The following is a 24,029-nucleotide window of genomic DNA, read 5'->3' on the forward strand; positions in this document are numbered from 1 at the left end:
TTACAGCATCGATGATAAACCAGTACGTAAAATAATAAGGTAGTGCAGAAACGCCAACTGCCTTTGGGGAATTTCGGTTAGACTTTTGTCTAGCCGGGGTTTCGACGTTTTAAAGGAGGGTTTTATTTAATGATCGAAATTGAAAAACCAAAAATTGAAACGGTTGAAGTTAGTGATGATGCTACATTCGGCAAATTCGTGGTTGAACCGCTTGAGCGTGGATATGGTGCCACTCTAGGAAACTCCTTGCGTCGTATCCTTCTATCCTCACTTCCAGGTGCTGCAGTTACATCCGTTCAAATCGACGGAGCAATGCATGAGTTTTCTGCGATTGATGGAGTAGTAGAGGATGTAACACAAATAGTTTTGAATCTAAAAAACTTAGCTTTAAAAATCTATTCGGATGAACCTAAAACATTAGAACTTGATGTTCAAGGTGAAGGACAAGTAACTGCACGGGATCTTACTTATGATAGTGATGTGGAAGTTTTAAATCCAGATCTTCATATAGCTACCTTAAACAGTAAGGGTAACTTGCATATGAAAATTACGGCAGAAACTGGACGTGGTTATCGTCAAGCTGAAGAAAATAAACGTGATGATCAAGCAATTGGTGTAATTCCAATTGACTCCATCTTCACTCCTGTATCACGTGTATCTTACCAAGTTGAGAACACACGTGTAGGACAAGACGCTAACTTTGATAAGTTAACATTAGATATTTCAACTAATGGAAGCATTCGTCCAGAAGAAGCTATTTCTTTAGCTGCAAAAATAATTACGGAGCATTTTAATATTTTTGTTAGCCTAACAGATGAAGCTCAAAATGCTGAAATTATGGTTGAAAAAGAAGAAGACCAAAAAGAAAAAGTAATGGAAATGACAATTGAAGAATTGGATCTTTCCGTTCGATCTTATAATTGCTTAAAACGTGCTGGAATTAATACTGTTCAAGAGCTTACAAACAAATCTGAAGAGGATATGATGAAAGTACGTAACTTAGGACGTAAATCTTTAGAAGAAGTTAAGCTTAAACTAAATGATCTTGGTTTAGGTTTACGTGAAGACGACTGATACTTACAGTCACCTAGAGTTTCAAAAAAGGGAGGGTTATAGTCCATGGCTAGAAAATTAGGACGTACTACAGATGCCCGTATGGCACTTCTTCGTAACTTAGCTTCTGATTTAATTATTCATGAACGTGTGGAAACTACAGAAGCAAAAGCGAAGGAACTAAGAACTATCGTTGATAAAATGATTACGTTGGGTAAACGTGGTGATCTTCATGCGCGCCGTCAAGCAGCAGCATTTCTTTATAATAAAGAAGCTGATGATGACAACAATGTTGTTCAAAAACTATTTGATGATGTTGCTGCACGCTACGAAGATAGACAAGGTGGTTATACACGTGTTCTTAAACTTGGTGAACGCCAAGGTGATGGAGCAAAAATGGCTATCGTTGAATTAGTTTAATGATACAACATGCGGCAAGGGCAGGACTCAATTCTCTCACGAGGTGAATCCAGGCCCTTTTTTTGTACGCTAGGAAACCAACATATTCGCATCATACTTTTGTATGGTTTGTATTTCCCAACTAGATTAACAGGGGGACTATGTATGGCAGGAAATTTAATAGAATTTAAAGATGTATCATTTCGATATAGTGAGCAAGATCCCTGGGTACTGAAGAATGTAACATTTACAATTAAAGAAGATGAATGGGTCGCAATCATAGGTCATAATGGTTCTGGGAAATCTACTATCGCTAAACTAATCAATGGTTTACTATTTCCTCAAGAAGGGGAAATTTTGATAGGTGGAAAGAAAGTAACAGAGGATTCTATTTGGGATATACGTAAAGATGTCGGAATGGTATTTCAAAATCCGGATAACCAGTTTGTTGGAGCAACCGTTCAAGATGATGTAGCCTTTGGTATGGAAAACCGTGGTATAACCAGAGAAGTGATGGTGGAAAGAATCCAATCAACACTAGAAGCTGTAGGAATGTCGGATTATCAGTTTACTGAACCACATCGATTATCTGGTGGACAAAAGCAGCGGGTTGCAATTGCTGGTGTATTAGCGATTTCTCCAAGAGTGTTAATTTTAGATGAGGCAACTGCCATGCTAGATCCTAATGGTCGTAAAGAGATTATGCAAACTGTATCACAGCTGCAAAGTAAGCAAGGTTTAGCTCTCATCACAATTACTCACGATTTACAAGAAGTCGTTCAGGCAAATCGAGTTATTGTTATGAATAAGGGAGAAGTATGGAAGGAATCTGTACCAAGGGAGATTTTCACTGAGAAGGAAGAACTGAGAAAGATTGGACTTGATGTACCGTTTGTTACTACTTTAGCAGACGCATTAAAGGATATTGGCGTAAGTATATCAAAGGAACCTTTAAACCACGAAGAGTTGTTGGAGGAGCTATGGACATTACATTTGAGAACGTAAGCTATACTTATCAAAGAAATACCCCATTTGAGCATAAAGCATTAGAAGATTTATCTTTCCATATAAAATCAGGTTCCTTTGTAGCAATTGTCGGTCATACAGGTTCAGGAAAATCAACACTTATTAGTCATTTAAATGGTCTATCCATACCAACAGACGGAAAAGTTAAGGTAGGTAAGTATTTATTAACACATGACGAGAAGCCTGGTGACCTGAAAGAGTTACGAAGCAAAGTTGGTGTGGTATTTCAATATCCGGAGCATCAATTATTTGAAGAAACGATTGAAAAGGATATAGGATTTGGTCCAGAAAACTTTGGTGTATCAGAAAGTGAAATTAAAGAAAGAACGCATGAGGCATTGTCAGCGGTAGGCCTTTCGGAGACTCTTCTAGATCGATCCCCATTTGATTTAAGTGGTGGACAAATGCGTCGGGTAGCCATAGCTGGAGTTCTTGCAATAAAGCCAGATATTTTAGTTTTAGATGAACCAACTGCTGGCCTCGATCCTAGAGGTCAAAAAGAAATCATGGATATGTTTTATAGGCTTCATCAAGAACAGAGTTTAACCACTGTACTTGTTACACATAGTATGGAAGATGCCTTAAAGTATGCGGATCATGTCATCATTTTAAATAAAGGTAAGAAATATTTAGAAGGAACCCCAGAGGACGTCTTTGTACAGAAGGATGCTTTGAAGCAAGTTCAATTAGATGTACCAGAAATTGTCCAGTTTATAGCGAGTTTTAATCATAAATTTAATACTTCTATTCCGTTTTCCAATCAATCTACTGAACAATTAGCAAAGCAAATCAAACAGGCTCTGATTGGAGATGAATTGGAATGAATAATTCGTTAATTATTGGACAATATGTTCCTGGAAACTCCATTGTACATCGACTAGATCCTAGAACAAAGATTACGATTATATTCTTTTTTGTCTTTATTGTATTCTTTGCAAATAATTTACCAAGCTATGCGATCCTAGTTGCTTTTGCTTTTGCTAGTATGTTTGCTTCAAAGGTTCCAATTCGTTTTATACTGAAGGGTTTAACACCTGTCTGGTTTCTTATTATATTTACCTTTTTACTACATTTATTTGTTACGAAAGAAGGCACTCTTGTTTTTGACCTTTGGATTTTTAAATTTTACTCTGGTGGTGTTATTCGAGGTATTGCCATAGCCATTCGCTTCTTTCTATTAATTCTAGTAACTTCCCTCTTAACACTAACGACAACGCCGATTGAGATTACAGATGCCATTGAAGACATGCTAGGGCCCTTAAAAAAGATAAAGTTCCCTGTACATGAACTAGCTTTAATGATGTCTATATCTTTAAGATTCATACCAACACTTATGCAGGAAACAGATAAGATTTCAAGAGCACAAGCATCAAGAGGGGTTGACTTTAGAACAGGACCAATTAAAGACCGTATCAAAGCAGTAATACCTTTATTGGTTCCTTTATTTGTAAGTGCGTTTAAGCGTGCAGAAGAACTTGCAATGGCGATGGAAGCACGGGGGTATCAAGGTGGAGAAGGAAGATCAAAACTAAGAGAATTAAAGATTGAAAAAATGGATATATTCGTATATATCATTTTTATCGTGGTCATTATTTTATTATTTGTAACTAGAACCTATGGATGAGGATTGACACTTATGGGAAGGTTTAAATGTACTATTCAATACGATGGAACCCTATTTAACGGTTACCAAGTACAACCAAATAAACGGACTGTTCAAGGTGAGATAGAAAAGGTACTCCGTAAAATGCATAAGGGTCAAGATATACGTATCATTGGTGCAGGTAGAACAGATGCTGGAGTACACGCATTGGGACAAGTGATACATTTTGATTCTACGATGGAGATCCATGAAACAGGCTGGAAAAAGGCATTAAATGCGCAATTGCCGGATGATATTCATGTCCTGAGTGTGGAGAAGGTACATCCCGACTTTCACGCAAGATTCGATGTAATAGAGAAGGAATATCATTATTTCATATTAAATCAAGAAACACCTGATTTATTTAAGAGAAATTATATGTACCATTTTCCATATTCGCTGGATATGGAAAAAATGCAGGAAGCATGCCAATATTTAGAAGGTACTCATGACTTTACGACATTTTCTTCTTCTAAGGCGACGGTTAAAGGCGATAAAGTCAGAACCATTTATGAAGCTTCTTGTAAATGGGAAGATAATCAAGTGGAATTTATCTTTCGAGGAAGTGGTTTTTTGTACAATATGGTAAGAATACTTGTTAGTGTTTTACTAGATATTGGTCAAGGGAAAAGAGAGCCTGAAGATATACCTATTCTACTTGAAAAAAGGGATCGACGAGTTGTGGGGAAAACCATAGACGCTCATGGACTTTATATGTGGAAAGTTACCTATGGGTAAAGCCTCAATTAATAGAAAAAGCAACCGAAGAAGCTTGACAACAGCCCCACATGTATTATAATATGATTTATGGCATTTTATTTCTTAAGAAACCATGATTAGCCCCGGAAACTAATTATGATAATAATAAGAATAACAATAAATTGAACGATTAAATGAAATTTGGAGGGAAACTATCATGCGTACAACTTTCATGGCTAATGAAGCTAATACGGAACGCAAATGGCTAGTAGTGGATGCTGAAGGCCAACGCCTTGGTCGTCTAGCAAGTGAAGTTGCAGCTATCCTTCGTGGAAAGCATAAACCAACTTACACTCCACATGTTGATACTGGTGATCATGTTATCATCATTAATGCTGAAAAGGTAGAATTAAGTGGAAACAAATTAAATGACAAAATGTACTATAACCACTCAGGTCATCCAGGTGGACTAAGAGCGCGTAATGCTGAAGAAATGCGTTCTAAATATACAGAAGAAATGATTGAGCGTACTGTTAAAGGTATGCTTCCAAAAGGTCCATTAGGTCGTAAAATGGCTAAGAAACTTCATGTGTTCAAAGGATCTGAGCACAATCATCAAGCACAAAAACCAGAAGTTTACGAGCTTCGTGGGTAATCAAAGGAGGTAAATGATTTTGGCACAAGTACAATATTATGGAACAGGTCGTCGTAAAAAGTCAACTGCTCGTGTACGTTTAGTACCAGGTACAGGTAACATTAAAATCAATGGTCGTGATGCAAGAGACTATTTCCCATATGAAACACAACTTCTAATTCTTAACCAGCCTTTAGCTGCTACAGAAACAGAAGGAACTTATGATGTATTAGTAAACGTTCATGGTGGTGGATTCACTGGCCAAGCTGGTGCAATTCGTCACGGTATCTCTCGTGCATTATTAGAAGCAGATCCTGAATATCGTTCTACTTTAAAACGTGAAGGATTCTTAACTCGTGATGCAAGAATGAAAGAACGTAAGAAATACGGTCTTAAAGGCGCGCGTCGTGCACCTCAGTTCTCAAAACGTTAAAAATCCAATCGTATCAAGGATTTCGCCCATTTGGAATTTATTTCAAATGGGCTTTATTTTACCAAAAACCGGTGAAAAACACCCGAGTGAATGTAATTTGAATGTAATTTTTTTCGAAAAAATTTCGAAGGACTCACTCTCGGCTGTTTTTAGGGATTCGAACATGCGCGTGTCACACCTTTTTATACCTCATTATTCTTCTTCGCTTGGGAAGGTTTCTTTATTCAAGTAGCTCGCCAAAAGTTTACTTAAACTACCGTCTACATCTTCGGTGATGTGTGTGTAAATATCCATTGTGGTACTGATACGTGCATGTCCTAATCTTTGCTGAATGTCTTTCATTCTTGCCCCGGATGCAAACAACATAGAAGCGTGGGTATGCCGCAGCCCATGCACCCTGATATTTTTCAATTTGAATTTCTTATAGGCGAAATGAAGTCGCTCGTTCAGATGCGCGAGCCGTATTGGTTTCAGATCGCTTGGACGCGGGAAAAAATTTCTCGATTTCGGGATTGCCACGGTCTTCCCGTAGTTGTTTGTTCAGTTTCTTCAACTTTACCATTGTGCGCACCGAATTCTTCGTTTTCGGACGCAGCAACAGATATTCCTCGTTGATCCAAATGAGGTTCTTACTAATCTGCAATTCCTTTTTTTTTGCATACATCCGATTCGAGTAGCGCACCAAGTTCACCTTTGCGGATGCCAGTATATAGTAAAGTCCGAAACATCGCATATACGCGGTACGGAAATTCCTGCTCCGTCCGGTTCAAGAAATAATTGACCGTATCCCGTTCCCAAAATTCGATCCCTTGATCTTCTTCCTGACTGCTATACTCGTCCACGTAGGCTGGGTAGATCAATTCATCCATCGGATTTTCCTTGATGATTTTCTTCCGCTTTGCGTAGCGGAACAGCAAGTCCATTTGATTTCCATAATCCTTGAAATATTTCATCTTCGTCGCAAGTCCGTCAATGAAACGCTGGCATAGCGGCTATATTTCCGGATCGCGGGGACCGTTATGCAAACACCATTTACAATCATGATTACCTTAAAACGAAAGGGATTAATGTGGAAATCACCTTTGATCCAAAACATGTAGATAAAAAAGGTGTTGTTCATTCATGGTCTTACGCGTCATATCTTAAAAACACAGTTTTAAATATAAAAAACCGACTACACTTAGAAATGAGTTGAAATAAATGGAAATAGCATTATTTGAAGAAAAACACCTCCCGGAATGTACGAGTACATTTATGGATGTTTTTAATCAGGAACCGTGGAATGATGAATGGACAAAGGAAACGGCTAAGAATTATTTAGAAGATTTCACACATACACCGGGTTTTAAAGGGATTGTCGCTTTTGACGGGGAAGAAATGATAGGATTTATTTTTGGAAATCTAAAACATTGGTGGAGTGGCGACGAATTTTTCATCAATGAAATGTGTGTAGTGGCAGACAAACAAAATTCTGGCATTGGATCAAAGATGATGAATAACTTAATAAAAGAATTAAAATCAGACGGAGTAAGTATGATTTCACTATTAACTGACAGAGGGATACCGGCTGAAGGTTTTTACAAAAAACACGGATTTTCTGAAATAGAACGACTAGTATTTTTAAGCAGGAGTATGTAAGGGACAGAGGGACAACAAAACCTGTCCCCTCGTCCCACTCATTCACTTCCTTTAATAATTCCGATTCGGTTTTCCATTTGCGGGGGTTCTTCAAACCATCCGTTCTTAATTTTATTTTCAATTCCTTCTTGGGCATAGGTATAAACATCTTTTGCGATAAACATGGTTTTCATCATCTTTGGAAGCTGATTAAAGCGCTATATGAAGCCGAGCAAAAGTAAAGTCCAATTAATCCTTTATTCAATAAAAGGGCCTTATTTGGAATACAAAATGCCTTTTAAGGCACCTTAAGGAAGCTAGTCGAAGGCTTAATTTTACCAGAAACGATGGGTTTGGAGCTAGGGGCACTTGTTGAGCCAACAGCTGTTGCGGTTCACGCTGTTCGCCAAAGTCAGTTAAAGCTTGGGGATACTGCAGCCATATTTGGAGCCGGACCAATCGGATTATTGCTGTTGCAAGCAGTTAAAGCAGCGGGAGTCAGTGAAATCTTTGTTGTAGAAGTATCTGAGGAACGCCGACAAAAGGCACTAGAACTTGGGGCAACACATGTATTAACCCAGTTGATACAGATGCGGTAGCCTTTATCCGAGAAAAAACAAATGGTGGCGTAAACGTGGCCAATGATGCTGCGGGTGTACAAGCTACATTTACAAGTGGAGTTAGCGCCGTTCGTCCTGGCGGTGAATTTAAAGTTGTAAGTGTTTGGGAAAAGCCAGTAGAATTCAATCCAAATATGATTGTCATGACGGAAGCAAAGATCAGTGGGTCTTATGCGTATAACCGTTTATTCCCTGAAGTAATTCGACTATTGGCGAGCGGTGCCATTGATGGACAAGCGGTAATTACAAGCAAAATTGCTTTAGACGACATTGTTGAGAAAGGCTTTGAATTGCTAACAAAAGATCGTAGTCAATGTAAAATTTTAGTGGATATGAATCTATAATCTTACGCTAGTTATAAAGTGTAGCGAGGCTAGCATGGTTGCCTAGCTTTACAACCCCTTCCTAGAAGTACAGGAAGGGGTATTTTTATGTAAATCCTTGATAACTTTTCCAAGATCCCAGGCATATATAGGGGGTAGCTTTTATACACTTCAATTAGGGAGTGACATGGATGGCTGGTATTATTTTTGCTTTAACTATAAGTATGGGAATACCACTTATGTCTTTAGTATATTCGTTTTATAAAAAGCGATATATTCCGTTTGTATTGGGTGTACTTGCATTTGTTGTATCACAAGTTTTGATACGGATACCAATATTGCAATATTTAGGAGAGCACAGCACTGCCTATTTAATGTTTAACGCTACGCAACCTGTTTTATTTGCAATAGTCATCGGATTGTCAGCAGGTATCGTTGAAGAACTTGCTCGTTTTATCGCAATGTACTTTTTTATGAGACAACGAGATTGGCAATCTGGGTTTTGGTTTGGTGTAGGACATGGTGGAATCGAGGCAGTGCTATTTGTCGGAATTCGTGCAATAAACTTGTTGTTCTTACCGACTGCTATTGCATACAGCACAGATTTCTTTATTGGTGGTATCGAACGTTTCTTTGCCGTGTTATTACATATCGGGCTTTCGATCATTGTATTACAAGGAGTCGTTCGAAAAAAATTTATATATATCTTTCTTGCCATTATAATTCTTGGTATTGTTGATGCATTGATAGGGATTATACCGTTATATGTGCCACAAGATAGTGTATTAATTGTTTTGGAAGTTACGATAGCCATTATTGCATTGGCCGTTTTCAGTTATAGTTTAGGGATAAAAAGAAGGGGAGGATTGCAATGAAGAATTTTTTAGCAGCTATATTAGGTTTGGTGGCTATATTTACACTTGTCGCATGTGGGGGAAACGCAGTGGATGATTCAACTTCAGAAAAATATATTTCAAAAGCTGAAGAAGTCGTTTCACTTTTAAATGAACTTAATTATAAAGAAGTTCATGAGATGTTTAATGAACAAATGAAAACAGAATTACCAGAAGAGCAAATGGAAGAACTTACTCCTATTATTGAAAAGTCCGGTGACTTTGAAAAAATCGATAAATCCTCTGTAGAAGAAAAAGATGGCTATTATATCGTTGTTCTTGTTGCAAAATACAGTGATGAAAATCGTGTATTCACAATAAGTTTTGACAATAAAGATGAAGTAGCAGGGTTATTTATTAAATAAGCAGAGAAGGGGAAAAAAATTAATCCTTAACTAAATTTCGTCATAGTTTTTTACGAATCACGAAAGGTATAGTATATAGTTTGAAATCTAAGTTTGTATAGTATATAAATAAATTAGATTAAAATTTGTAATTGCAGAAAGGATAGAGCTATGTCTAAACAACAAATTGGTGTTATCGGTTTAGCAGTAATGGGAAAAAACTTGGCGTTGAATATTGAAAGTAGAGGTTTCTCTGTAGCAGTATTTAACCGTACGTATGCAAAAACACAGGACTTTTTAGAAAATGAGGCAAAGGGTAAAAACTTTGTTGGTGCAGAAACAATAGAGGAATTTGTTAATTCCCTTGAAAAACCACGAAAAATTATGATGATGGTTCAAGCTGGGCCAGCTACAGATGCTACCATTGAATCTTTACAACCATATCTCGAAGAAGGCGACATTTTAATTGACGGTGGTAATACGTTATATGAAGATACAATGCGTCGTAATCAGAGATTAGATGAAACAGGAATTCACTTTATTGGAACTGGGGTTTCAGGAGGAGAAGAAGGAGCTTTAAAGGGTCCGTCTCTAATGCCTGGCGGTCAGAAAGAAGCATACGATTTAGTAGCTCCCATTTTTGAAGCTATCTCAGCAAAAGTAGATGGTGATCCTTGTGTAACGTATATTGGACCAAATGGTGCTGGACACTTTGTGAAAATGGTTCATAACGGTATCGAATATGGCGATATGCAATTAATTGCTGAAGCCTACAACATTATGAAGAATGTTCTTGGAATGGAAGCAAGTGAATTACATGAAGTATTCAAGGAATGGAATAAAGGTGAGTTGGATAGTTACCTAATTGAAATTACAGCTGATGTCTTTACGAAGATGGATGACGAAACAGGGAAACCTCTTGTTGAAGTAATTATGGACAAAGCTGGACAAAAAGGTACTGGTAAATGGACAAGTAAGAATGCTTTAGACCTAGGGGTACCACTTCCATTAATTACAGAATCTGTATTTGCTCGCTTTATTTCAAGTCTTAAAGATGAACGCGTGAAAGCAAGCAAGGTTTTAAGCGGCCCAGAAGCGGCTTCATATGATGGTGACCGTAAAGAACTAATTGAGGCAATTCGTAAAGCTCTATATATGAGTAAAATTACGTCTTATGCACAAGGTTTTGCACAAATGCGTGCCGCTTCTGAAGAATATGGCTGGGATCTAAAATACGGCGATATCGCAATGATCTGGCGTGGTGGATGTATTATCCGTGCTCATTTCTTACAAAAGATTAAGGATGCATTTGATCGTGACCCACAACTAGCTAACTTAATGTTAGATCCATATTTCAAAGAAATTGTTGAAAACTATCAATCCGCACTACGTGAAGTAATCACGGTTGCAATGAAACACGGTATACCAGTACCAACTTTCTCTAGTGCAATTGCATATTATGATAGCTATCGTTCAGAAGATTTACCAGCTAACTTAATTCAAGCACAAAGAGACTACTTTGGTGCACACACCTTCCAACGTAAAGATAAGGAAGGCGTGTTCCACGCAGACTGGTTCTAAAAAACTCTATTTATACAAAAGAAAGGACTCCCTGTAAGCGGAAGTCCTTTCTTTATATATTCACTAATTCAGGGGTTTGATTATTTACAGAAGTTTGCTCTTTAAACTGATCAGAATCCTGAATTCTAAGGTTAGATATACCTAAAAACTTACTTATTGCAAATGCACATGCACCAATTACACAAGCTTTTATCCCTAACTTTGAAATGGTAATTTCACGATAATCACTAATGGAAGATTTTAGATGGCTTTTAATTTCTTTTACTGTATTCGGATAAATACGTAAGATTCCACTATTTATCACAATTGTTTCAGGATTATATAAATTAATCATATTATTAATACCAATTGATAAATATTTAATGAATTGTTTGATATACTCCATGGTTGTCGAGTCTCGTCTTTCAATTAACTCAGCAATCTCTTTTAAAGTTAGAGTTGGTCGATTTAGCAATTGAGACAACTCCATTAAAAGAGTAGACTCTGAAGCATAAAGTTCCCAACAACCATTATTTCCACAAGGACACTTTTTTCCATCTGGTGATATGATCATATGTCCCATTTCCCCAGCATAACCATTGAATCCTTTATGAATTTGGTCGTCCATAATAATTCCTGCACCAATCCCAGAAGTAAGCATAAGAGACATTAGATTATCATTTTGCCCGCTATAAACCTTCTCCGCATATGCGGAAAGATTTGCATTATTTACTATGTGAATCTCTATATCTAACTGATTTTCCAGATCTGCTTTTAAATTTTTCCGTTTCCATTGTAATTTCGGTACAAAATTAATGACTTCATCATTATTCACTGTGCCATGAACGGCAATAATGACACTAATTAAACCATAAGGACTATTTGCGAACTTATTCATATAATGTTGGATATATTTAGTTAATAACTGAACAATGGACTCATAGTCTTTTGTCTCAGGATTTATTTTTATATATTCTACTTCTTTTCCTTTTATGTTGGTAATAGCGAATTGGATAGAAGAAAAATCTATATCGATCCCTAGTACATAACCTACTGAACCATTTATAGATAACATAATAGGCCTTCTACCAATAGCATGGTGCTCTTGCTGTGTTTCGTATATGAGTTTTTTTTTGAGTAAATCTTGTACCTGGACGGAAATGGTTGCTTTATTAAGTCCAGTTATTTTAGATAATTCTGCCCTAGATATGAGACCATTATTCATAATCTCTTGGAGTATAAGGTTTCTATTAATTCTTTTTATATACGCTCCGTCTCCCGTAACCATCGTTGTTTTCCCCTTTTGATTTATTCCTTGTTTAATAGTATAATTTGTCTATCAAACAAAGTTATAGTAAGTTTCAATATAATAATAACATTTTAAAATAATTATGGAAGGGTTTTCAAAAAGTGTCTATTTTCTGGATTCCTTCCACTAGATGTATATACAAAGTCTATTAATCTAGAGTACATTTTAATATCATAGATAGGGGAGATACCATGAGAATTGCCTTAATTGCCCATGATAAGAAAAAAGATGATATGGTCCGTTTTACGGAGGCGTATAAATATAGTTTAGAAAAGCATGAGTTATTCGCAACAGGTACTACTGGATCTAGAATAAATGAGGCTACGGGACTTGCAATACATCTCTTTCAATCTGGCCCATTAGGGGGAGACCAACAAATTGGGGCCCTTGTTGCTGATAACAACATGGATATGGTTATTTTCTTTAGGGATCCTTTAACCGCCCAGCCCCATGAACCAGATATTTCTGCATTAATGAGATTGTGCGATGTCTACAATATTCCGTTAGCAACAAACATGGGGACCGCGGAGTTATTAATACATTCATTAGACCGTGGAGATTTACAATGGCGTGAAATTATTCATGAAAAATATAATTGATTAAGAGAAAAAGCGCAGGAGGGTTAAAAGTGAAACCTTCTTGTGTTTTTTTACGGAAGATAGAAGAATATAAAAATTCAGCTTATTAAATCTTGTCATAGGGAAGGCCACGTCCAGCTCCAGCGCCCAGCGACTAGCGAGACTTCCTTCACCTCCGTGCGATAAGTCAACATCGACTCACTCCGTTCGTCGTGTTTCCTTTATCTCCTACGGCGGTGGAATGTCCGATTAAAACCGCCGCTTTGCGCGGCAACATCGGACCACCTGGCATGGCCAGGCGCAGTCCGTACGTCGCTAAACGGGCGCTTCCGCTTTTGTTCATAAAAATTACTGCTAGTTGATAGCGTTTTCTCTTGACGCATAAACCCCTCAATGATATTCTTAGGCTGATAATTTGTTTAATAAACAAATTAAAAAATCTATATGATAAATTTTATGAATTAGCCTAGAACACTCATGACTTTAGTCGTGAGACGAATAGGATTTGATAAGGGGATTTTATTTTTACATATAAATGTATTTTTTTAAAAGATATATTACTTTAAAGTGGGGAGTGGGTTTTCTATGAGTATTCTCAGAGAACTGGTTCAGGATATTCCGGTACCTAGAATGGCTAGGGTGAAGCAAACGTTTGATGAATCAAAACTAGATGACGTAGTAGAAACATTAAGCCAAGAATTAGAGAAAGTGAAAGATATGGTTAAACCAGGTGCTGAGATTGCCTTGGCAGTTGGAAGTAGGGGCACAGATGCTTTAGTTGATATTACTAGAGCTACAGTTCAATTTCTAATAGATTTAGGTGCAAAGCCATTTATTGTTCCTAGTATGGGAAGTCATGGTGGTGCAACAGGGCCAGGGCAAAAGGCAGTATTAGAACATTTGGGAGTAACAGAAGAGAGTGTTGGGGCAGAAATTCGCTCTTCGATGGAAGTAATTAAAATTGGCGAACTACCGAATGGTTTACCGGTTTACATTGACAAATATGCATCTAAAGCAGATGGAATTGTAGTAATTAACCGTGTAAAACCCCATACTGCTTTCCGTGGTAAAGTAGAAAGTGGAATTATGAAGATGATTAGTATTGGTTTGGGGAAACAAAAAGGGGCAGAAGCATGTCATCAACTAGGGTTTAAGCATATGGCGGAGCACGTTCTTGCAATGGCAAAAATGACCATTGAGAAGATGCCTATTTTATTCGGTATTGCGACAGTTGAGAATGCATTTGACAAAGTGGCAAGGATTGAAGTGCTGCGTGCTAATGAAATTGAAGAGAAAGAACCAGAATTACTAGATTTAGCTAAAAAGTTATTACCAAAAATCTTTGTTGATCAAATCGATGTTCTAGTTATCGATCAAATCGGTAAGAACATTAGTGGAGATGGAATGGATCCGAACATTACAGGAAGGTATCCAACTCCGTATGCACATGGCGGACCAGACGTTACGAAAATGATTGTACTAGATTTAACGCCACAAACAGAGGGTAATGCCAATGGTGTTGGTACAGCAGACTTCACTACCCAACGTCTTGTTGACAAGATGGACAGAGAAGCTACATACGCAAATGGGTTGACGTCCACCGTTGTAGGGCCAACTCATATCTCTACAGCAATGCCAACAGACAAAGCAGCCATTCAAGCTGCAATTAAGACATGTAATATTCTTGATTTTTCAAAGGTAAAAATGGTGCGAATTTTGGATACCTTACATGTAGGTGAGATAGAGGTTTCAGAGACACTTTTAGATTACGTGAAAGAACACCCAAATATGGAACAAGTCTCCGATCTTTATGAGATACCATTTAACGAGGATGGTAATTTAAGATAGGAAACGAATGGTGGGGTTTCTGCTTGATGGTGGATACTTAAGTATGACAATTTAAAAATACGGGTAAAAAATGAGCTTGCCTTAAAAGGTAAGCCATTTTTTATATTAGTTAGCCTTATATGAATGGAGATTTCTATTAGTCTCCTTTATTATTATAATAAGTTAGTATGGGTAATGCGATTGAACAACATGAAAATGTTATCGACTAAAGAAAGGGGTAGTTCGTATGAACAAAATAGTAGCATTAAATGAAAATGACTATGATGAGATATCTGCCTTATCCCAATTCGCTTTTCAATATGAACTAACAGAAGCAGAATTCCAAAAGAAAAAAGAAGAAGCAGAACGACATATGATTTTTGGGATAAAGGATCAAAATAAAATTGCTGCAAAGCTTCATCTTATTCCTTTATCTGTAGATATGAATGGGATATCTATGGATATGGGAGGTATTGGCTCTGTCGCTACATGGCCGGAGTATCGTAGAAATGGGATGGTGAAGGATTTACTTTCTCATGCCTTACATAAAATGAAGGAAAACGGACAATTGGTGTCCTATCTCCATCCCTTTTCTGTACCTTTTTACCGGAAATACGGTTGGGAGATTGCCTTTGCTAAAAAGAAATATCAGATACCAATGGAAAGAATAAAAAAGAATTGGAATGGGAGTGGGTATGTCAAAAGGACAGAAGCTGAGATTGCCACTTTTAATACCATTTATCACACATATATGAAGAAATTTAATGGCTCACTTATAAGAGATGAAAAATGGTGGAAGCAACGTGTATGGAAGAATAAACCATTAACGGTAGTAGCTTATAACAACGAACATAAACCAGAGGGATATCTCTTTTATTCCGTAAAGAACAGGGTATTTAAAGTGGAGGAACTCATCTTTTGCTCATTAAACGGGTTAAAAGTATTACTTCAATTCATAGCCAACCACGACTCCATGGCAGATCAAATACAAATGGAGATGCCGGAAAATGATAATCTACCAGTTCTAATAGATGAACCAAGGTTTGAGCAAAAGGTATCCCCCTATTTTATGGCTAGAATTGTCGATGTGAATTCCTATCTTAAGCAATATGTAAGTCAAACCCGGCTTCAAGATATTTCCTTACAAATTAATGTCCAAGATGATTTTTTACCAGATAATACAGGTACATATTGTCTTGAAGAAGTAGATGGTAAAATAGATGTAATCCACGAAAAAGGGATAAGCGAAAGTAATAAAGGTATTAGCTGTAATATCCAACAACTTACTACAATGTTCTTTGGATATAAACGACCAACAGAATTATATGAGTTAGGATTAATTGGTGGAAATGAAAGGGATATCCACATACTTGAAAGATTAATACCGAGGAAACAAACCTATTTTCCAGATTTCTTTTAACATGCGTGTTCAAAAAGAAGGATGAAAAGGACTTCTACGCTGCCCACAGGACGTGGGCGGTCTTAGTAGAAGTTGGACTTTTTGAACATCTTCTTAATATAGATTTAACAAGCGAACGTTGACGATAGTGAAAGCCGCGTTCGCTTATTGAATTAGATAGTCTTTATTGGAAATGCTAAGCTCAGAAGGTTTATGATAAGAAATAGGTAAGTTTACTAAGAATATTTTTCTAAATAAAGTGGGAGCATTTTTATTTCTAATTGTGAGTGGTATAATAACATCTATAAAGAAGGAGGGAACGTGGTGGAAATTATTTATTTTGGTATTTTGCTTTGTTCTATTGCATTTTTTATAGCTGCTATATATATTTCCATAACCTTAAAACGGTTAGCTAATGTTACAAGCTCACTAGGGGAAACGATGAGAGATGTAGAGAAACAATTGGAATACATAACCCCCCAATTAACAAAAACCATTCAGGAAGTACATACAACCATTGATGAAATTTCAGAAGATATGAAAGCGACAGATAGTGTATTTGAAACGATTGGAAATGTAGGTAATTCTATTAATAGTATCAATGATACGTATAGAGTTTATAAAGACGGAATAACCGATGAAAAAATAAAAAAGCAGCTGCGTCCAACGGTAGAAGCGATTAAATGGGGAGAAGCGGCTGTGCAAGTTATTAAGAAGTGGAAAAGGGTAAATTAGTTACAGGAAGGAATGTGATGAGAATATGACACTAATTGGAATTGGAGTAATTATAATAGGTGTGGCTTTGTTAGTTTTAGCTGTTTTTATCGGACATACGTTGAATAATTTGGCAAATGTGCTCAAAGGCGTGGACCAGACAGTAGAACAATTACCGAAACAAATGGATGATATTATGAAGAAAACAGGAGATATGATTAGCGAGAGTAATAACACCTTAGCAGACGTTAATGATAAATTAAAACAATTAAGTCCACTATTTTATGTGGTTGGTGATGTTGGAAATGTAACGAGAAAATTCACATCCTCTGTTGCGAATGTTACGGATACGATGAAGTCAAAAACAGAAGGCGCTCGAGACGTGGCAGAAAAAAATAAAGTTGGCGGTTTATATGGAACATTTGCACTCGCTTATTACTGGTTTAAGAAGCGTAATGAATTAAAAAAGGAAGAGGGAACTAAATTTGATGAACAATAAATCAGGATTGTCCATAGTCCTAGCCTTCGCAAGTGGTCTTACAGCTGCTTTATTGGAAGGAAAAAGTCATAAAAACCTTCGTAGTTCTAATCGTGTAAAGGATAGAATCAAAGCATTAGATCGGAAGCTTTATTTAGAAGGTAAAAAACGTGCTGATTTATTACAGGATATAAAGCGGGATATTGATAAAGAGGATTAAAATAAGGATGACCCTAGGGGAGGGCATCCTTATTTTCTTTTAAAAAGTAAAAATACAAGTGCGATTAATGCATAAAAACCTTCCAATCCTTTTGTGGTTGAAATGGACTCGGCGGCTTCAGTTTTGTTGTTAATACCATTAACTTTACTAACGATGGATGAACTAAGTTTATTTGTTGCCTGACCAATATCTCTAATAGTATTAAAGATAGGATTGAGTTTTTTCACTTGAGTGTTGATCTCATTTAAAGTGTCCACTCCTGCTCCAATGACATTCGTTGTTTGGGAAGTGATCTCCTTTAACTGATTTGGCAATGTATCTGTTGTTTTCTGCAGATTACTAAGAACCCCTGCTAATTTAAAAAGTGGTTTAATTAAAACGATAGCTAATAGTAATAATGCCACACCTATTACTAAAATGCCTATTCCTAGCCAAAGCATATAATAACCCCTTCCGATTATTCAATTTTTCCATTACAAATAGCATTATATATAGATTTTACAATTACTATAATAGCATACCATATTTTGCAATCTGTCATAAACTTTTATCTTGTCCCATAAAATAATCATAGTTCAAGAGGTTGTTCAAAAAGTCCGGTGAAAATGACACTTCGCATTTCTTCGTTGGCTTGCTTTTCCGTTCCTCACGTATTTACTGCATACGTTCCGGTACTCAAAGCTACGCCGCCTCGAACTGCTCGGTCCTTTTCATCCTCCTTTTTGAACACGCACTTCAAGTTAAGGGGCGAGAAGGATGAAACGAATGATAAAAGTTGGTTTTTGGTTATTAGGATTAGCTTTATTAGTATTTCTCATTCAATTTCCAATGAATAAGAGCTTAGATGTAACTAAATTTTCCTTGCCACTATCAGGGAAAACTATTGTACTTGATCCGGGGCATGGTGGGCCGGATGGAGGTGCTGTTGGTAAGGACGGAACTACAGAAGAGGCAATCACTCTCGCGGTTTCAAAGAAATTAAGTACGTATTTAAAAGAGGCTGGTGCAACTGTCTACTTAACAAGAGAAGAGGATAAAGACCTAGCTAGTGAAGAATCAAAGGGACTCTCTCGGAGAAAAGCTGAAGATATTCGTAATCGCATGAACTTTATCCATAATCATAAAGCAGACTTTTTTCTTAGTATTCATTTGAATGCATTACCCTCAACAAGGTGGCGTGGTGCACAAACCTTCTATTATCCGGGTAAAGATGAAAATAAACATTTAGCCAAAATGATTCAAGCGGAAATCATTCGTAATTTAGAAAATACAAATCGTGAGGCTCTCGCTAAAACGGAAATGTATCTATTGAAACATGCGGAAGTTCCTGGTGCATTAGTAGAAATTGGATTTCTATCAAATGTAGATGAAAGAGAGTTATTAAAACAAGAAGATTATCAAGATAAAATGGCGGCAAGCATTTACGAAGGGATTTTACGATATACAACCGAGGAGATAAAAGCAGAAGATAATGAGTGAAAGGGGATTCACTTTCCTTAGGTTTTCCAAAATTTATGTTATACTTATTTTAGTAGGTAGGAAGGTATAAAAATCTTCTTGTCTGCATAAGTGCAACTATGGCATTCGTACACCTAAAGCGAATGCCAGGTTTTCTAAGTTGACTTAACATGGAATAAAGGGATGGTGAGTTCTTTGCTAACAAATGAAGAAGTAATAAAACTAATTAGCCAGGTAAAAGACCCATTTTTACATAAAACGTTAGAAGAAACAGATGGAATAATTAATGTAAACATTAAAGAGGATAAAAAGCATGTTAGTGTTAAAGTTGGTATTTCTAAATTAAATACCGGTGAACAAATGCAGATGCAACAAGAAATTGTCGGTATATTAAAAAGAAATGGTGCCAACACGGTAGGCCTACGCTTTGAACAATTACCCGATGAAATCATTAAGAAATATCAGCCAGCTGTTGATCAAGCTAAAGAAGCTTCCTTGATGGGTGGTAACTCAAATACAAAATTTGTTGCAGTTGCTAGTGGTAAAGGTGGAGTGGGAAAATCTACTGTTACCGTTAATTTGGCTGTATCTTTAGCGCGTTTGGGTAAAAAAGTAGGGATTATTGATGCCGATATATATGGATTTAGCGTTCCAGATATGATGGGTATTGAAGAACGTCCAGTTGTTCGTGGTAAAAAGATTATTCCTGTTGAACGTTTTGGTGTAAAGGTTATATCTATGGGATTCTTTGTAGAAGATAATTCACCTATTATTTGGCGAGGGCCGATGTTAGGGAAAATGCTGAATAGTTTCTTTTCTGAAGTGGAATGGGGAGATTTAGATTACTTACTACTTGACCTACCACCAGGAACAGGTGATATTGCGATGGACGTTCACGAACTTCTTCCAACATGTAAAGAAGTGATTGTTACAACACCACATCCTACCGCTGCATTTGTAGCTGCTCGTGCTGGACAGATGGCAATGAAAACGGACCATGAAATTCTTGGTGTAGTTGAAAATATGTCTTATTTTGTAAGTAAGAAGACTGGAGAAAAAGAACATGTTTTTGGCCAAGGTGGCGGAGATAAGCTAGCCGAAGTGCTTAAAACAAAAGTACTTGGTCGCTTGCAATTACAGCAGCCTTATATGGATGAAGAAGAATTTGCTCCTGGAGTGTATCAGGAAGACCACCCAAATGGTAAAGAATATCATAAAATGGCAGCAAAAATTATTGCTAAAATTGAAGAATAAATGAACAAAGAGGACGTTTTCTGACGTCCTCTTTGTCCTCGTTTAGGAAATTATAAAGTTCGCTGCAAGTGGATAATTATTCAGAAAAGGCCACGTCCGGCTCCAGCGCCCAGCGACTAGCGAGACTTCCTTCACCTCCGTGCGATAAGTCAACATCGACTCACTCCGTTCGTCGTGTTTCCTTTATCTCCTACGGCTCAGTCCAGTCCGTACGTCGCTAAACGGGCGCTTGCGCCTTTGTTATTATTCTGTAGGAAGCTATCCACCTCCGCTGTTGCCTTCACCTTGTCCACCGCCGCCTTTCTTCTCGTTACTACCGCCACCTTCTTGAATACCGCCGCCACCTTCAGAGGAGTTTTTTCCTCCTTGGCCTTTAGCTTGCTCTTCAGCCGCTTTTAACAATATCTCTTGTATTTTTGCCTGAAATGTAGGGGTCTCAATAGTCCTTTGTATACTTTTCTCCAAATGAGAACTAAATTCTTGGCTCTTTAAAACAGTTAAAAACTGAGACATCATTTGCGGATCCTTTAATAAGTCAATCATTTGCTGTTTATATTCAGAATCATTCATTAAGCTTTTTTGTAAATCCTTTTGGGAATCTTCCATTGATTTAGCATAGGCTTCAGCAAACTTTGGATCCTTAAACATCTCTTGCCACATCTTTTTTCCTTCATCGGAAACAAGTGTTTCGTTGATTGCCTTTTTTACCTCTTCTGAATTGATGACAAATTCCTTTTTTAATTTTTCATCAGATAATGTGTCGGTAAGTGCCTTTTTTCCTTCATCCGTTTGTAATATATCTATAACCATTTTCTTCGTTTGATCATAATCACTATCCTTAGTGGAAGCATTACCTCCACCACAAGCGGTTAAAAATAAGAGGCAAAATCCTATTATTGTCACATATATAAAGCGATACATTAGGAAATCCTCCTTCCGTATATTCTTAATATGGTTTTTAAAAATATAAACTATACGTCCTATAGGATGAAAACTTCATTAGTTATTCCGATTAAAGAAATTTACTGGAATCATAAGCCATGATGAAGGAAAGAAATGCGTTTTCATGTTAGAATACGCATTATAGGATGTGTACGATCAGGAGGATTATGAGATTGAAAACACGTTATTTGGTGAATTTCTTATTTAAAACAGCTGTTATAGGTGGAATTGCGGGACTTATTATTAGTTTTTTTGTTCAATTTGATATTTATGTATCATATTTAAGCCCATTTAATTATTGGGAATTAATTGGATTATTTATTTTTAATATTGGTCTCGGTTTAACTTTTAGTGTACTTAGTATGACCGGTTTCTTTGCTTATTTATTCGTTCATCGGTATGGAATTAGTTTGTTTCGTTCATTTTGGCCCACGGTTCAACTATTATTAATTGCATTTGTTCTGTTTGACTTAGTATACTTTCCTTATCAAGCAACAAAAGGTGAGGTTTCTATTCGTTGGTATATCTTGATGGTACTTGTGTTCTTTGTTTACGGTTGGTTTGTTGCGAAAAGAAAGGCAAAAGAAACAAAGCAAAATGCATTTATACCAGCATTGTTTTTCATGATTGTGATGACTGCGGTGGAGTGGGTTCCAGGTCTCCAAGCAGAAGGCACGGAATATGCATGGTTAATGATTGCCCCCTTATTAGCGTGTAATACTTACCAAATACTTGCCTTACATCGAATGAATCAAAAGTCTAGTGAGCTCACTTCCAAAAAGAATATTTCATCTTCCAATAATAAAAGACCATCACATAGTAAAGCCTAAAAAAACCACCTGTATTGGTGGTTTTTTTATGGTTTAGCGAAATTAAAAAATTTGCTGCATGTGGATAATTATTCAGAAAAGGCCACGTCCGGCTCCAGCGCCCAGCGACTAGCGAGACTTCCTTCACCTTCGTGCGATAAGTCAACATCGACTCACTCCGTTCGTCGTGTTTCCTTTATCTCCTACGGCTCAGTCCAGTCCGTACGTCGCTAAACGGGCGCTTACGCCTTTGTTTCTTAATCCACTATTTTTGAATCTGCGTGTGCTTGATTAATTAGCTCGGTCATGGATATAAAGTTATATCCTTTATTTTTAAGCCCTGGTAGTATGGTGTCTAAAGCTTCGACAGTTTGTTTTACGGAATCTGATGCATGAAGAAGGATGATATCCCCATTTTTCGTGCTTTTCATTATGTTGTCCACAATAGTTTGTGTTCCTGGGTTTTCCCAGTCATTTGGATTAACATTCCAATGTATAACTTGATAATTCATGTCCTCAGCTAGTTTAAGAATCTCTTTATTAAATTTTCCGCTTGGTGGTCTTAAAAGATTTACATCTTCATACCCAAGCTTATTAAAAATTTCCTGCGCTTTAATTAAGTCTCTTCTAACTTGTTCTATATCCTGATCTAAATAACTTTTATAACGGTAACCTAGCATGCCAATTTCGTGCTTTTCCTCTACTATTTTGTCTAATATAGTTGGATGACGCTCAGCCCATTCCCCACTAACAAAAAATGTAGCTTGGATGTTATTCTGTTTAAGCTTTTCTAAAATCTCATGTACCTTTTCTTCACCCCAACTAATGTTAAACGTTAATGCAATATTAGGATCATCTGCATTTCCTTTACTTATAGCAGCCGATTCCTTCGATGAAATAACGGAAAAACTTCCATTTTCATTAATCCACAATATCATAGCAGTGAAAAATGCAAGTACTGCAATAAGTCCCCATCGCTTTAAGCGACCGAATTTCCAAACATGAAAATGTTTCATTATAATTCCCCCAAAGTAACTTTATCCCTTATAAGATTCTATGAGGGATAAATATAAATATGAACAAGCTATTAGATGAACTTTAATAAAAATTAAAAATGAGGATACTTTTTATAAAAAAATGGGAATAGTAAATGAAGATGTTTAAGAATTTATTAGGAGAGGTGAAGGAAATGTTAGGCTTACTTATTAATAAAATGGAAAAAAGGGAAATGGAGTATATGGTTAAAAGAGAATTGGAAGAAATACGAATTGATTTAGAAGATACTAGAATTGATAATAGTGTAAAAGCGGCAATGAAAGATAGGTATCATGTATTATTTCAATTGCTACGTCGATTAGGGAATGAAAAGGATTGTATAAAATATATGCCGAAAGCGTCTAGGAAATAGTAGGGTTAGTTGTATATTTAAATTAGAATACTCTTTCTTCTATATTTTCTATTGAATTTACTATAATCATGTGCTATATTATTTCTTGTCGCTAGAAAAACGAAAGAACATTTTAAAGTTCATTCAAAAACTTGTTGACAAAGCAAATGTAGTATGATAAATTAATATCTGTCGTTAAAAGACGACATGAATTGCTCTTTGAAAACTGAACAAAACAACCAGTATGTCAAGAAAAAGAAACTCGTTTTTCTTTTTAAAAAATAGAGGTTTTTCCTCTAAAAGCTAAGAACTTCAAATGATTTTTGATCATTTGAAACAAACTTTTTTGGAGAGTTTGATCTTGGCTCAGGACGAACGCTGGCGGCGTGCCTAATACATGCAAGTCGAGCG

At 36.7% G+C, this 24,029-nt stretch carries 29 protein-coding genes, 1 rRNA gene and 1 pseudogene; 24 read left to right on the forward strand and 7 right to left on the reverse strand.

Annotated elements, in window-relative coordinates:
* Window positions 1–129: 129 nt before the first annotated feature.
* The 8 genes from KM885_RS09685 to rpsI all read left to right on the forward strand — a co-directional run bounded on the left by KM885_RS09685 (window position 130) and on the right by rpsI (window position 5,886).
* Entirely contained in the window at window positions 130–1,074 is a 945-nt protein-coding gene (locus tag KM885_RS09685) for a DNA-directed RNA polymerase subunit alpha (RefSeq protein ID WP_047185878.1), read from the forward strand.
* A 45-nt stretch (window positions 1,075–1,119) separates the two neighbouring features.
* Window positions 1,120–1,473 carry a 50S ribosomal protein L17 gene (gene rplQ / locus KM885_RS09690; protein WP_047185877.1) on the forward strand — a complete coding sequence of 118 codons (354 nt, stop codon included), beginning with the start codon at window positions 1,120–1,122 and terminating at the stop codon, window positions 1,471–1,473.
* 144 nt (window positions 1,474–1,617) lie between these two features.
* Window positions 1,618–2,457: an energy-coupling factor ABC transporter ATP-binding protein gene (locus KM885_RS09695; protein WP_047185876.1), complete on the forward strand. Its 840-nt coding sequence runs from the start codon at window positions 1,618–1,620 to the stop codon at window positions 2,455–2,457.
* Window positions 2,433–3,302 (forward strand): energy-coupling factor ABC transporter ATP-binding protein, encoded by an 870-nt coding sequence (locus KM885_RS09700; protein ID WP_047185875.1) that lies wholly within the window; start codon window positions 2,433–2,435, stop codon window positions 3,300–3,302. The genes KM885_RS09695 and KM885_RS09700 overlap by 25 nt, the downstream gene beginning before the upstream one ends.
* The gene (locus KM885_RS09705) at window positions 3,299–4,102 is read left to right on the forward strand and encodes an energy-coupling factor transporter transmembrane component T family protein (protein WP_047185874.1); all 804 of its coding nucleotides are present in this window, start codon (window positions 3,299–3,301) and stop codon (window positions 4,100–4,102) included. The genes KM885_RS09700 and KM885_RS09705 overlap by 4 nt, the downstream gene beginning before the upstream one ends.
* 12 nt (window positions 4,103–4,114) lie before the next feature.
* Window positions 4,115–4,858, forward strand: a complete 744-nt coding sequence (truA, locus tag KM885_RS09710) for a tRNA pseudouridine(38-40) synthase TruA (protein WP_047185873.1) — start codon at window positions 4,115–4,117, stop codon at window positions 4,856–4,858.
* Window positions 4,859–5,036: 178 nt separating this feature from the next.
* Window positions 5,037–5,474: a 50S ribosomal protein L13 gene (gene rplM, locus KM885_RS09715; RefSeq protein WP_047185872.1), complete on the forward strand. Its 438-nt coding sequence runs from the start codon at window positions 5,037–5,039 to the stop codon at window positions 5,472–5,474.
* Window positions 5,475–5,493: 19 nt separating this feature from the next.
* Window positions 5,494–5,886 carry a 30S ribosomal protein S9 gene (gene rpsI / locus KM885_RS09720; protein ID WP_047185871.1) on the forward strand — a complete coding sequence of 131 codons (393 nt, stop codon included), beginning with the start codon at window positions 5,494–5,496 and terminating at the stop codon, window positions 5,884–5,886.
* A gap of 192 nt (window positions 5,887–6,078) precedes the next feature.
* Here rpsI and KM885_RS18260 read toward each other — a convergent pair whose 3' ends face one another.
* Window positions 6,079–6,405: a tyrosine-type recombinase/integrase gene (locus tag KM885_RS18260; protein WP_204798444.1), complete on the reverse strand. Its 327-nt coding sequence runs from the start codon at window positions 6,403–6,405 to the stop codon at window positions 6,079–6,081.
* Window positions 6,406–6,518: 113 nt separating this feature from the next.
* The gene (locus KM885_RS09730) at window positions 6,519–6,839 is read right to left on the reverse strand and encodes a site-specific integrase (RefSeq protein WP_204798443.1); all 321 of its coding nucleotides are present in this window, start codon (window positions 6,837–6,839) and stop codon (window positions 6,519–6,521) included.
* A 247-nt stretch (window positions 6,840–7,086) separates the two neighbouring features.
* Between KM885_RS09730 and KM885_RS09735 the strand changes: the two genes are divergently transcribed.
* The gene (locus tag KM885_RS09735; RefSeq protein ID WP_047185869.1) at window positions 7,087–7,524 is read left to right on the forward strand and encodes a GNAT family N-acetyltransferase; all 438 of its coding nucleotides are present in this window, start codon (window positions 7,087–7,089) and stop codon (window positions 7,522–7,524) included.
* A gap of 38 nt (window positions 7,525–7,562) precedes the next feature.
* On the opposite strand, the gene KM885_RS09740 is transcribed toward KM885_RS09735, so the two are convergent.
* Window positions 7,563–7,688, reverse strand: coding sequence for a DUF3231 family protein (locus KM885_RS09740; RefSeq protein ID WP_216883864.1), 126 nt, complete (start codon window positions 7,686–7,688; stop codon window positions 7,563–7,565).
* Window positions 7,689–7,850: 162 nt separating this feature from the next.
* Here KM885_RS09740 and KM885_RS09745 point away from each other — a divergent pair.
* The 4 genes and pseudogenes from KM885_RS09745 to gndA all read left to right on the forward strand — a co-directional run bounded on the left by KM885_RS09745 (window position 7,851) and on the right by gndA (window position 11,264).
* Window positions 7,851–8,467 (forward strand): annotated as a pseudogene (locus KM885_RS09745) (zinc-binding dehydrogenase).
* A gap of 170 nt (window positions 8,468–8,637) precedes the next feature.
* On the forward strand, window positions 8,638–9,321 hold the full coding sequence (locus KM885_RS09750; RefSeq protein ID WP_216883865.1) for a YhfC family glutamic-type intramembrane protease: 684 nt from the start codon (window positions 8,638–8,640) through the stop codon (window positions 9,319–9,321).
* A complete protein-coding gene (locus tag KM885_RS09755) occupies window positions 9,318–9,704 on the forward strand; it encodes a DUF3887 domain-containing protein (RefSeq protein WP_145523550.1) in 387 nt (128 codons plus the stop codon). Before KM885_RS09750 ends, KM885_RS09755 begins: the two co-directional genes overlap by 4 nt.
* A gap of 150 nt (window positions 9,705–9,854) precedes the next feature.
* The gene (gene gndA, locus KM885_RS09760; protein ID WP_047185866.1) at window positions 9,855–11,264 is read left to right on the forward strand and encodes an NADP-dependent phosphogluconate dehydrogenase; all 1,410 of its coding nucleotides are present in this window, start codon (window positions 9,855–9,857) and stop codon (window positions 11,262–11,264) included.
* Window positions 11,265–11,316: 52 nt separating this feature from the next.
* Here gndA and KM885_RS09765 read toward each other — a convergent pair whose 3' ends face one another.
* Complete coding sequence (locus KM885_RS09765) at window positions 11,317–12,531, reverse strand: ROK family transcriptional regulator (RefSeq protein WP_047185865.1); 1,215 nt, start codon at window positions 12,529–12,531, stop codon at window positions 11,317–11,319.
* A 212-nt stretch (window positions 12,532–12,743) separates the two neighbouring features.
* On the opposite strand from KM885_RS09765, the gene mgsA reads away from it, so the two are divergent.
* The 6 genes from mgsA (at window position 12,744) to KM885_RS09795 (ending at window position 17,768) form a co-directional block, all read left to right on the forward strand.
* A complete protein-coding gene (mgsA, locus tag KM885_RS09770; protein ID WP_047185864.1) occupies window positions 12,744–13,151 on the forward strand; it encodes a methylglyoxal synthase in 408 nt (135 codons plus the stop codon).
* 564 nt (window positions 13,152–13,715) lie between these two features.
* Window positions 13,716–14,978, forward strand: a complete 1,263-nt coding sequence (locus tag KM885_RS09775) for a nickel pincer cofactor-dependent isomerase, group 22 (RefSeq protein WP_204798441.1) — start codon at window positions 13,716–13,718, stop codon at window positions 14,976–14,978.
* Window positions 14,979–15,204: 226 nt separating this feature from the next.
* Window positions 15,205–16,377, forward strand: coding sequence for a GNAT family N-acetyltransferase (locus KM885_RS09780; protein ID WP_060669249.1), 1,173 nt, complete (start codon window positions 15,205–15,207; stop codon window positions 16,375–16,377).
* Window positions 16,378–16,680: 303 nt separating this feature from the next.
* A complete protein-coding gene (locus KM885_RS09785) occupies window positions 16,681–17,091 on the forward strand; it encodes a DUF948 domain-containing protein (RefSeq protein WP_047185862.1) in 411 nt (136 codons plus the stop codon).
* Between the two features lie 25 nt (window positions 17,092–17,116).
* Window positions 17,117–17,569, forward strand: coding sequence for a DUF948 domain-containing protein (locus KM885_RS09790; RefSeq protein WP_047185861.1), 453 nt, complete (start codon window positions 17,117–17,119; stop codon window positions 17,567–17,569).
* On the forward strand, window positions 17,556–17,768 hold the full coding sequence (locus KM885_RS09795; RefSeq protein ID WP_047185860.1) for a hypothetical protein: 213 nt from the start codon (window positions 17,556–17,558) through the stop codon (window positions 17,766–17,768). Before KM885_RS09790 ends, KM885_RS09795 begins: the two co-directional genes overlap by 14 nt.
* A 29-nt stretch (window positions 17,769–17,797) precedes the next feature.
* On the opposite strand, the gene KM885_RS09800 is transcribed toward KM885_RS09795, so the two are convergent.
* Window positions 17,798–18,208 (reverse strand): DUF948 domain-containing protein, encoded by a 411-nt coding sequence (locus KM885_RS09800; protein WP_047185859.1) that lies wholly within the window; start codon window positions 18,206–18,208, stop codon window positions 17,798–17,800.
* A 316-nt stretch (window positions 18,209–18,524) separates the two neighbouring features.
* On the opposite strand from KM885_RS09800, the gene cwlD reads away from it, so the two are divergent.
* Complete coding sequence (gene cwlD / locus KM885_RS09805) at window positions 18,525–19,247, forward strand: N-acetylmuramoyl-L-alanine amidase CwlD (RefSeq protein ID WP_204798440.1); 723 nt, start codon at window positions 18,525–18,527, stop codon at window positions 19,245–19,247.
* Between the two features lie 174 nt (window positions 19,248–19,421).
* A complete protein-coding gene (locus tag KM885_RS09810) occupies window positions 19,422–20,480 on the forward strand; it encodes an Mrp/NBP35 family ATP-binding protein (RefSeq protein ID WP_060669250.1) in 1,059 nt (352 codons plus the stop codon).
* Between the two features lie 258 nt (window positions 20,481–20,738).
* Here the strand turns inward: KM885_RS09810 and gerD are convergent, their stop codons facing one another.
* Window positions 20,739–21,401, reverse strand: a complete 663-nt coding sequence (gene gerD / locus KM885_RS09815) for a spore germination lipoprotein GerD (protein ID WP_047185856.1) — start codon at window positions 21,399–21,401, stop codon at window positions 20,739–20,741.
* A 194-nt stretch (window positions 21,402–21,595) separates the two neighbouring features.
* Here gerD and KM885_RS09820 point away from each other — a divergent pair, with 194 nt between their 5' ends.
* Entirely contained in the window at window positions 21,596–22,252 is a 657-nt protein-coding gene (locus KM885_RS09820; RefSeq protein WP_204798439.1) for a KinB-signaling pathway activation protein, read from the forward strand.
* A 236-nt stretch (window positions 22,253–22,488) separates the two neighbouring features.
* Here KM885_RS09820 and pdaB read toward each other — a convergent pair whose 3' ends face one another.
* Complete coding sequence (pdaB, locus tag KM885_RS09825; RefSeq protein WP_204798438.1) at window positions 22,489–23,247, reverse strand: polysaccharide deacetylase family sporulation protein PdaB; 759 nt, start codon at window positions 23,245–23,247, stop codon at window positions 22,489–22,491.
* Between the two features lie 134 nt (window positions 23,248–23,381).
* Here pdaB and KM885_RS09830 point away from each other — a divergent pair, with 134 nt between their 5' ends.
* Both KM885_RS09830 and KM885_RS09835 read left to right on the forward strand, forming a co-directional pair.
* A complete protein-coding gene (locus KM885_RS09830) occupies window positions 23,382–23,639 on the forward strand; it encodes a hypothetical protein (RefSeq protein WP_370447419.1) in 258 nt (85 codons plus the stop codon).
* Window positions 23,640–23,961: 322 nt separating this feature from the next.
* Window positions 23,962–24,029: ribosomal RNA gene (locus KM885_RS09835) — 16S ribosomal RNA — on the forward strand; the annotation flags it as partial.

Source organism: Oceanobacillus caeni (assembly GCF_019037185.1).
GTDB classification, from domain to species: domain Bacteria; phylum Bacillota; class Bacilli; order Bacillales; family Amphibacillaceae; genus Oceanobacillus; species Oceanobacillus caeni.

What these genes read in the sequence shown, in the direction of transcription:
- KM885_RS09685 (WP_047185878.1), top strand. Translation starts at nt 130, where the DNA reads ATGATCGAAATTGAAAAACCAAAAATTGAAACGGTTGAAGTTAGTGAT.
- rplQ (WP_047185877.1), top strand. Translation starts at nt 1,120, where the DNA reads ATGGCTAGAAAATTAGGACGTACTACAGATGCCCGTATGGCACTTCTT.
- KM885_RS09695 (WP_047185876.1), top strand. Translation starts at nt 1,618, where the DNA reads ATGGCAGGAAATTTAATAGAATTTAAAGATGTATCATTTCGATATAGT.
- KM885_RS09700 (WP_047185875.1), top strand. Translation starts at nt 2,433, where the DNA reads ATGGACATTACATTTGAGAACGTAAGCTATACTTATCAAAGAAATACC.
- KM885_RS09705 (WP_047185874.1), top strand. Translation starts at nt 3,299, where the DNA reads ATGAATAATTCGTTAATTATTGGACAATATGTTCCTGGAAACTCCATT.
- truA (WP_047185873.1), top strand. Translation starts at nt 4,115, where the DNA reads ATGGGAAGGTTTAAATGTACTATTCAATACGATGGAACCCTATTTAAC.
- rplM (WP_047185872.1), top strand. Translation starts at nt 5,037, where the DNA reads ATGCGTACAACTTTCATGGCTAATGAAGCTAATACGGAACGCAAATGG.
- KM885_RS09730 (WP_204798443.1), bottom strand. Translation starts at nt 6,839, where the DNA reads ATGAAATATTTCAAGGATTATGGAAATCAAATGGACTTGCTGTTCCGC.
- KM885_RS09735 (WP_047185869.1), top strand. Translation starts at nt 7,087, where the DNA reads ATGGAAATAGCATTATTTGAAGAAAAACACCTCCCGGAATGTACGAGT.
- KM885_RS09740 (WP_216883864.1), bottom strand. Translation starts at nt 7,688, where the DNA reads ATGTTTATCGCAAAAGATGTTTATACCTATGCCCAAGAAGGAATTGAA.
- KM885_RS09750 (WP_216883865.1), top strand. Translation starts at nt 8,638, where the DNA reads ATGGCTGGTATTATTTTTGCTTTAACTATAAGTATGGGAATACCACTT.
- KM885_RS09755 (WP_145523550.1), top strand. Translation starts at nt 9,318, where the DNA reads ATGAAGAATTTTTTAGCAGCTATATTAGGTTTGGTGGCTATATTTACA.
- gndA (WP_047185866.1), top strand. Translation starts at nt 9,855, where the DNA reads ATGTCTAAACAACAAATTGGTGTTATCGGTTTAGCAGTAATGGGAAAA.
- KM885_RS09765 (WP_047185865.1), bottom strand. Translation starts at nt 12,531, where the DNA reads ATGGTTACGGGAGACGGAGCGTATATAAAAAGAATTAATAGAAACCTT.
- mgsA (WP_047185864.1), top strand. Translation starts at nt 12,744, where the DNA reads ATGAGAATTGCCTTAATTGCCCATGATAAGAAAAAAGATGATATGGTC.
- KM885_RS09775 (WP_204798441.1), top strand. Translation starts at nt 13,716, where the DNA reads ATGAGTATTCTCAGAGAACTGGTTCAGGATATTCCGGTACCTAGAATG.
- KM885_RS09780 (WP_060669249.1), top strand. Translation starts at nt 15,205, where the DNA reads ATGAACAAAATAGTAGCATTAAATGAAAATGACTATGATGAGATATCT.
- KM885_RS09790 (WP_047185861.1), top strand. Translation starts at nt 17,117, where the DNA reads ATGACACTAATTGGAATTGGAGTAATTATAATAGGTGTGGCTTTGTTA.
- KM885_RS09800 (WP_047185859.1), bottom strand. Translation starts at nt 18,208, where the DNA reads ATGCTTTGGCTAGGAATAGGCATTTTAGTAATAGGTGTGGCATTATTA.
- cwlD (WP_204798440.1), top strand. Translation starts at nt 18,525, where the DNA reads ATGAAACGAATGATAAAAGTTGGTTTTTGGTTATTAGGATTAGCTTTA.
- gerD (WP_047185856.1), bottom strand. Translation starts at nt 21,401, where the DNA reads ATGTATCGCTTTATATATGTGACAATAATAGGATTTTGCCTCTTATTT.
- pdaB (WP_204798438.1), bottom strand. Translation starts at nt 23,247, where the DNA reads ATGAAACATTTTCATGTTTGGAAATTCGGTCGCTTAAAGCGATGGGGA.
- KM885_RS09830 (WP_370447419.1), top strand. Translation starts at nt 23,382, where the DNA reads ATGAAGATGTTTAAGAATTTATTAGGAGAGGTGAAGGAAATGTTAGGC.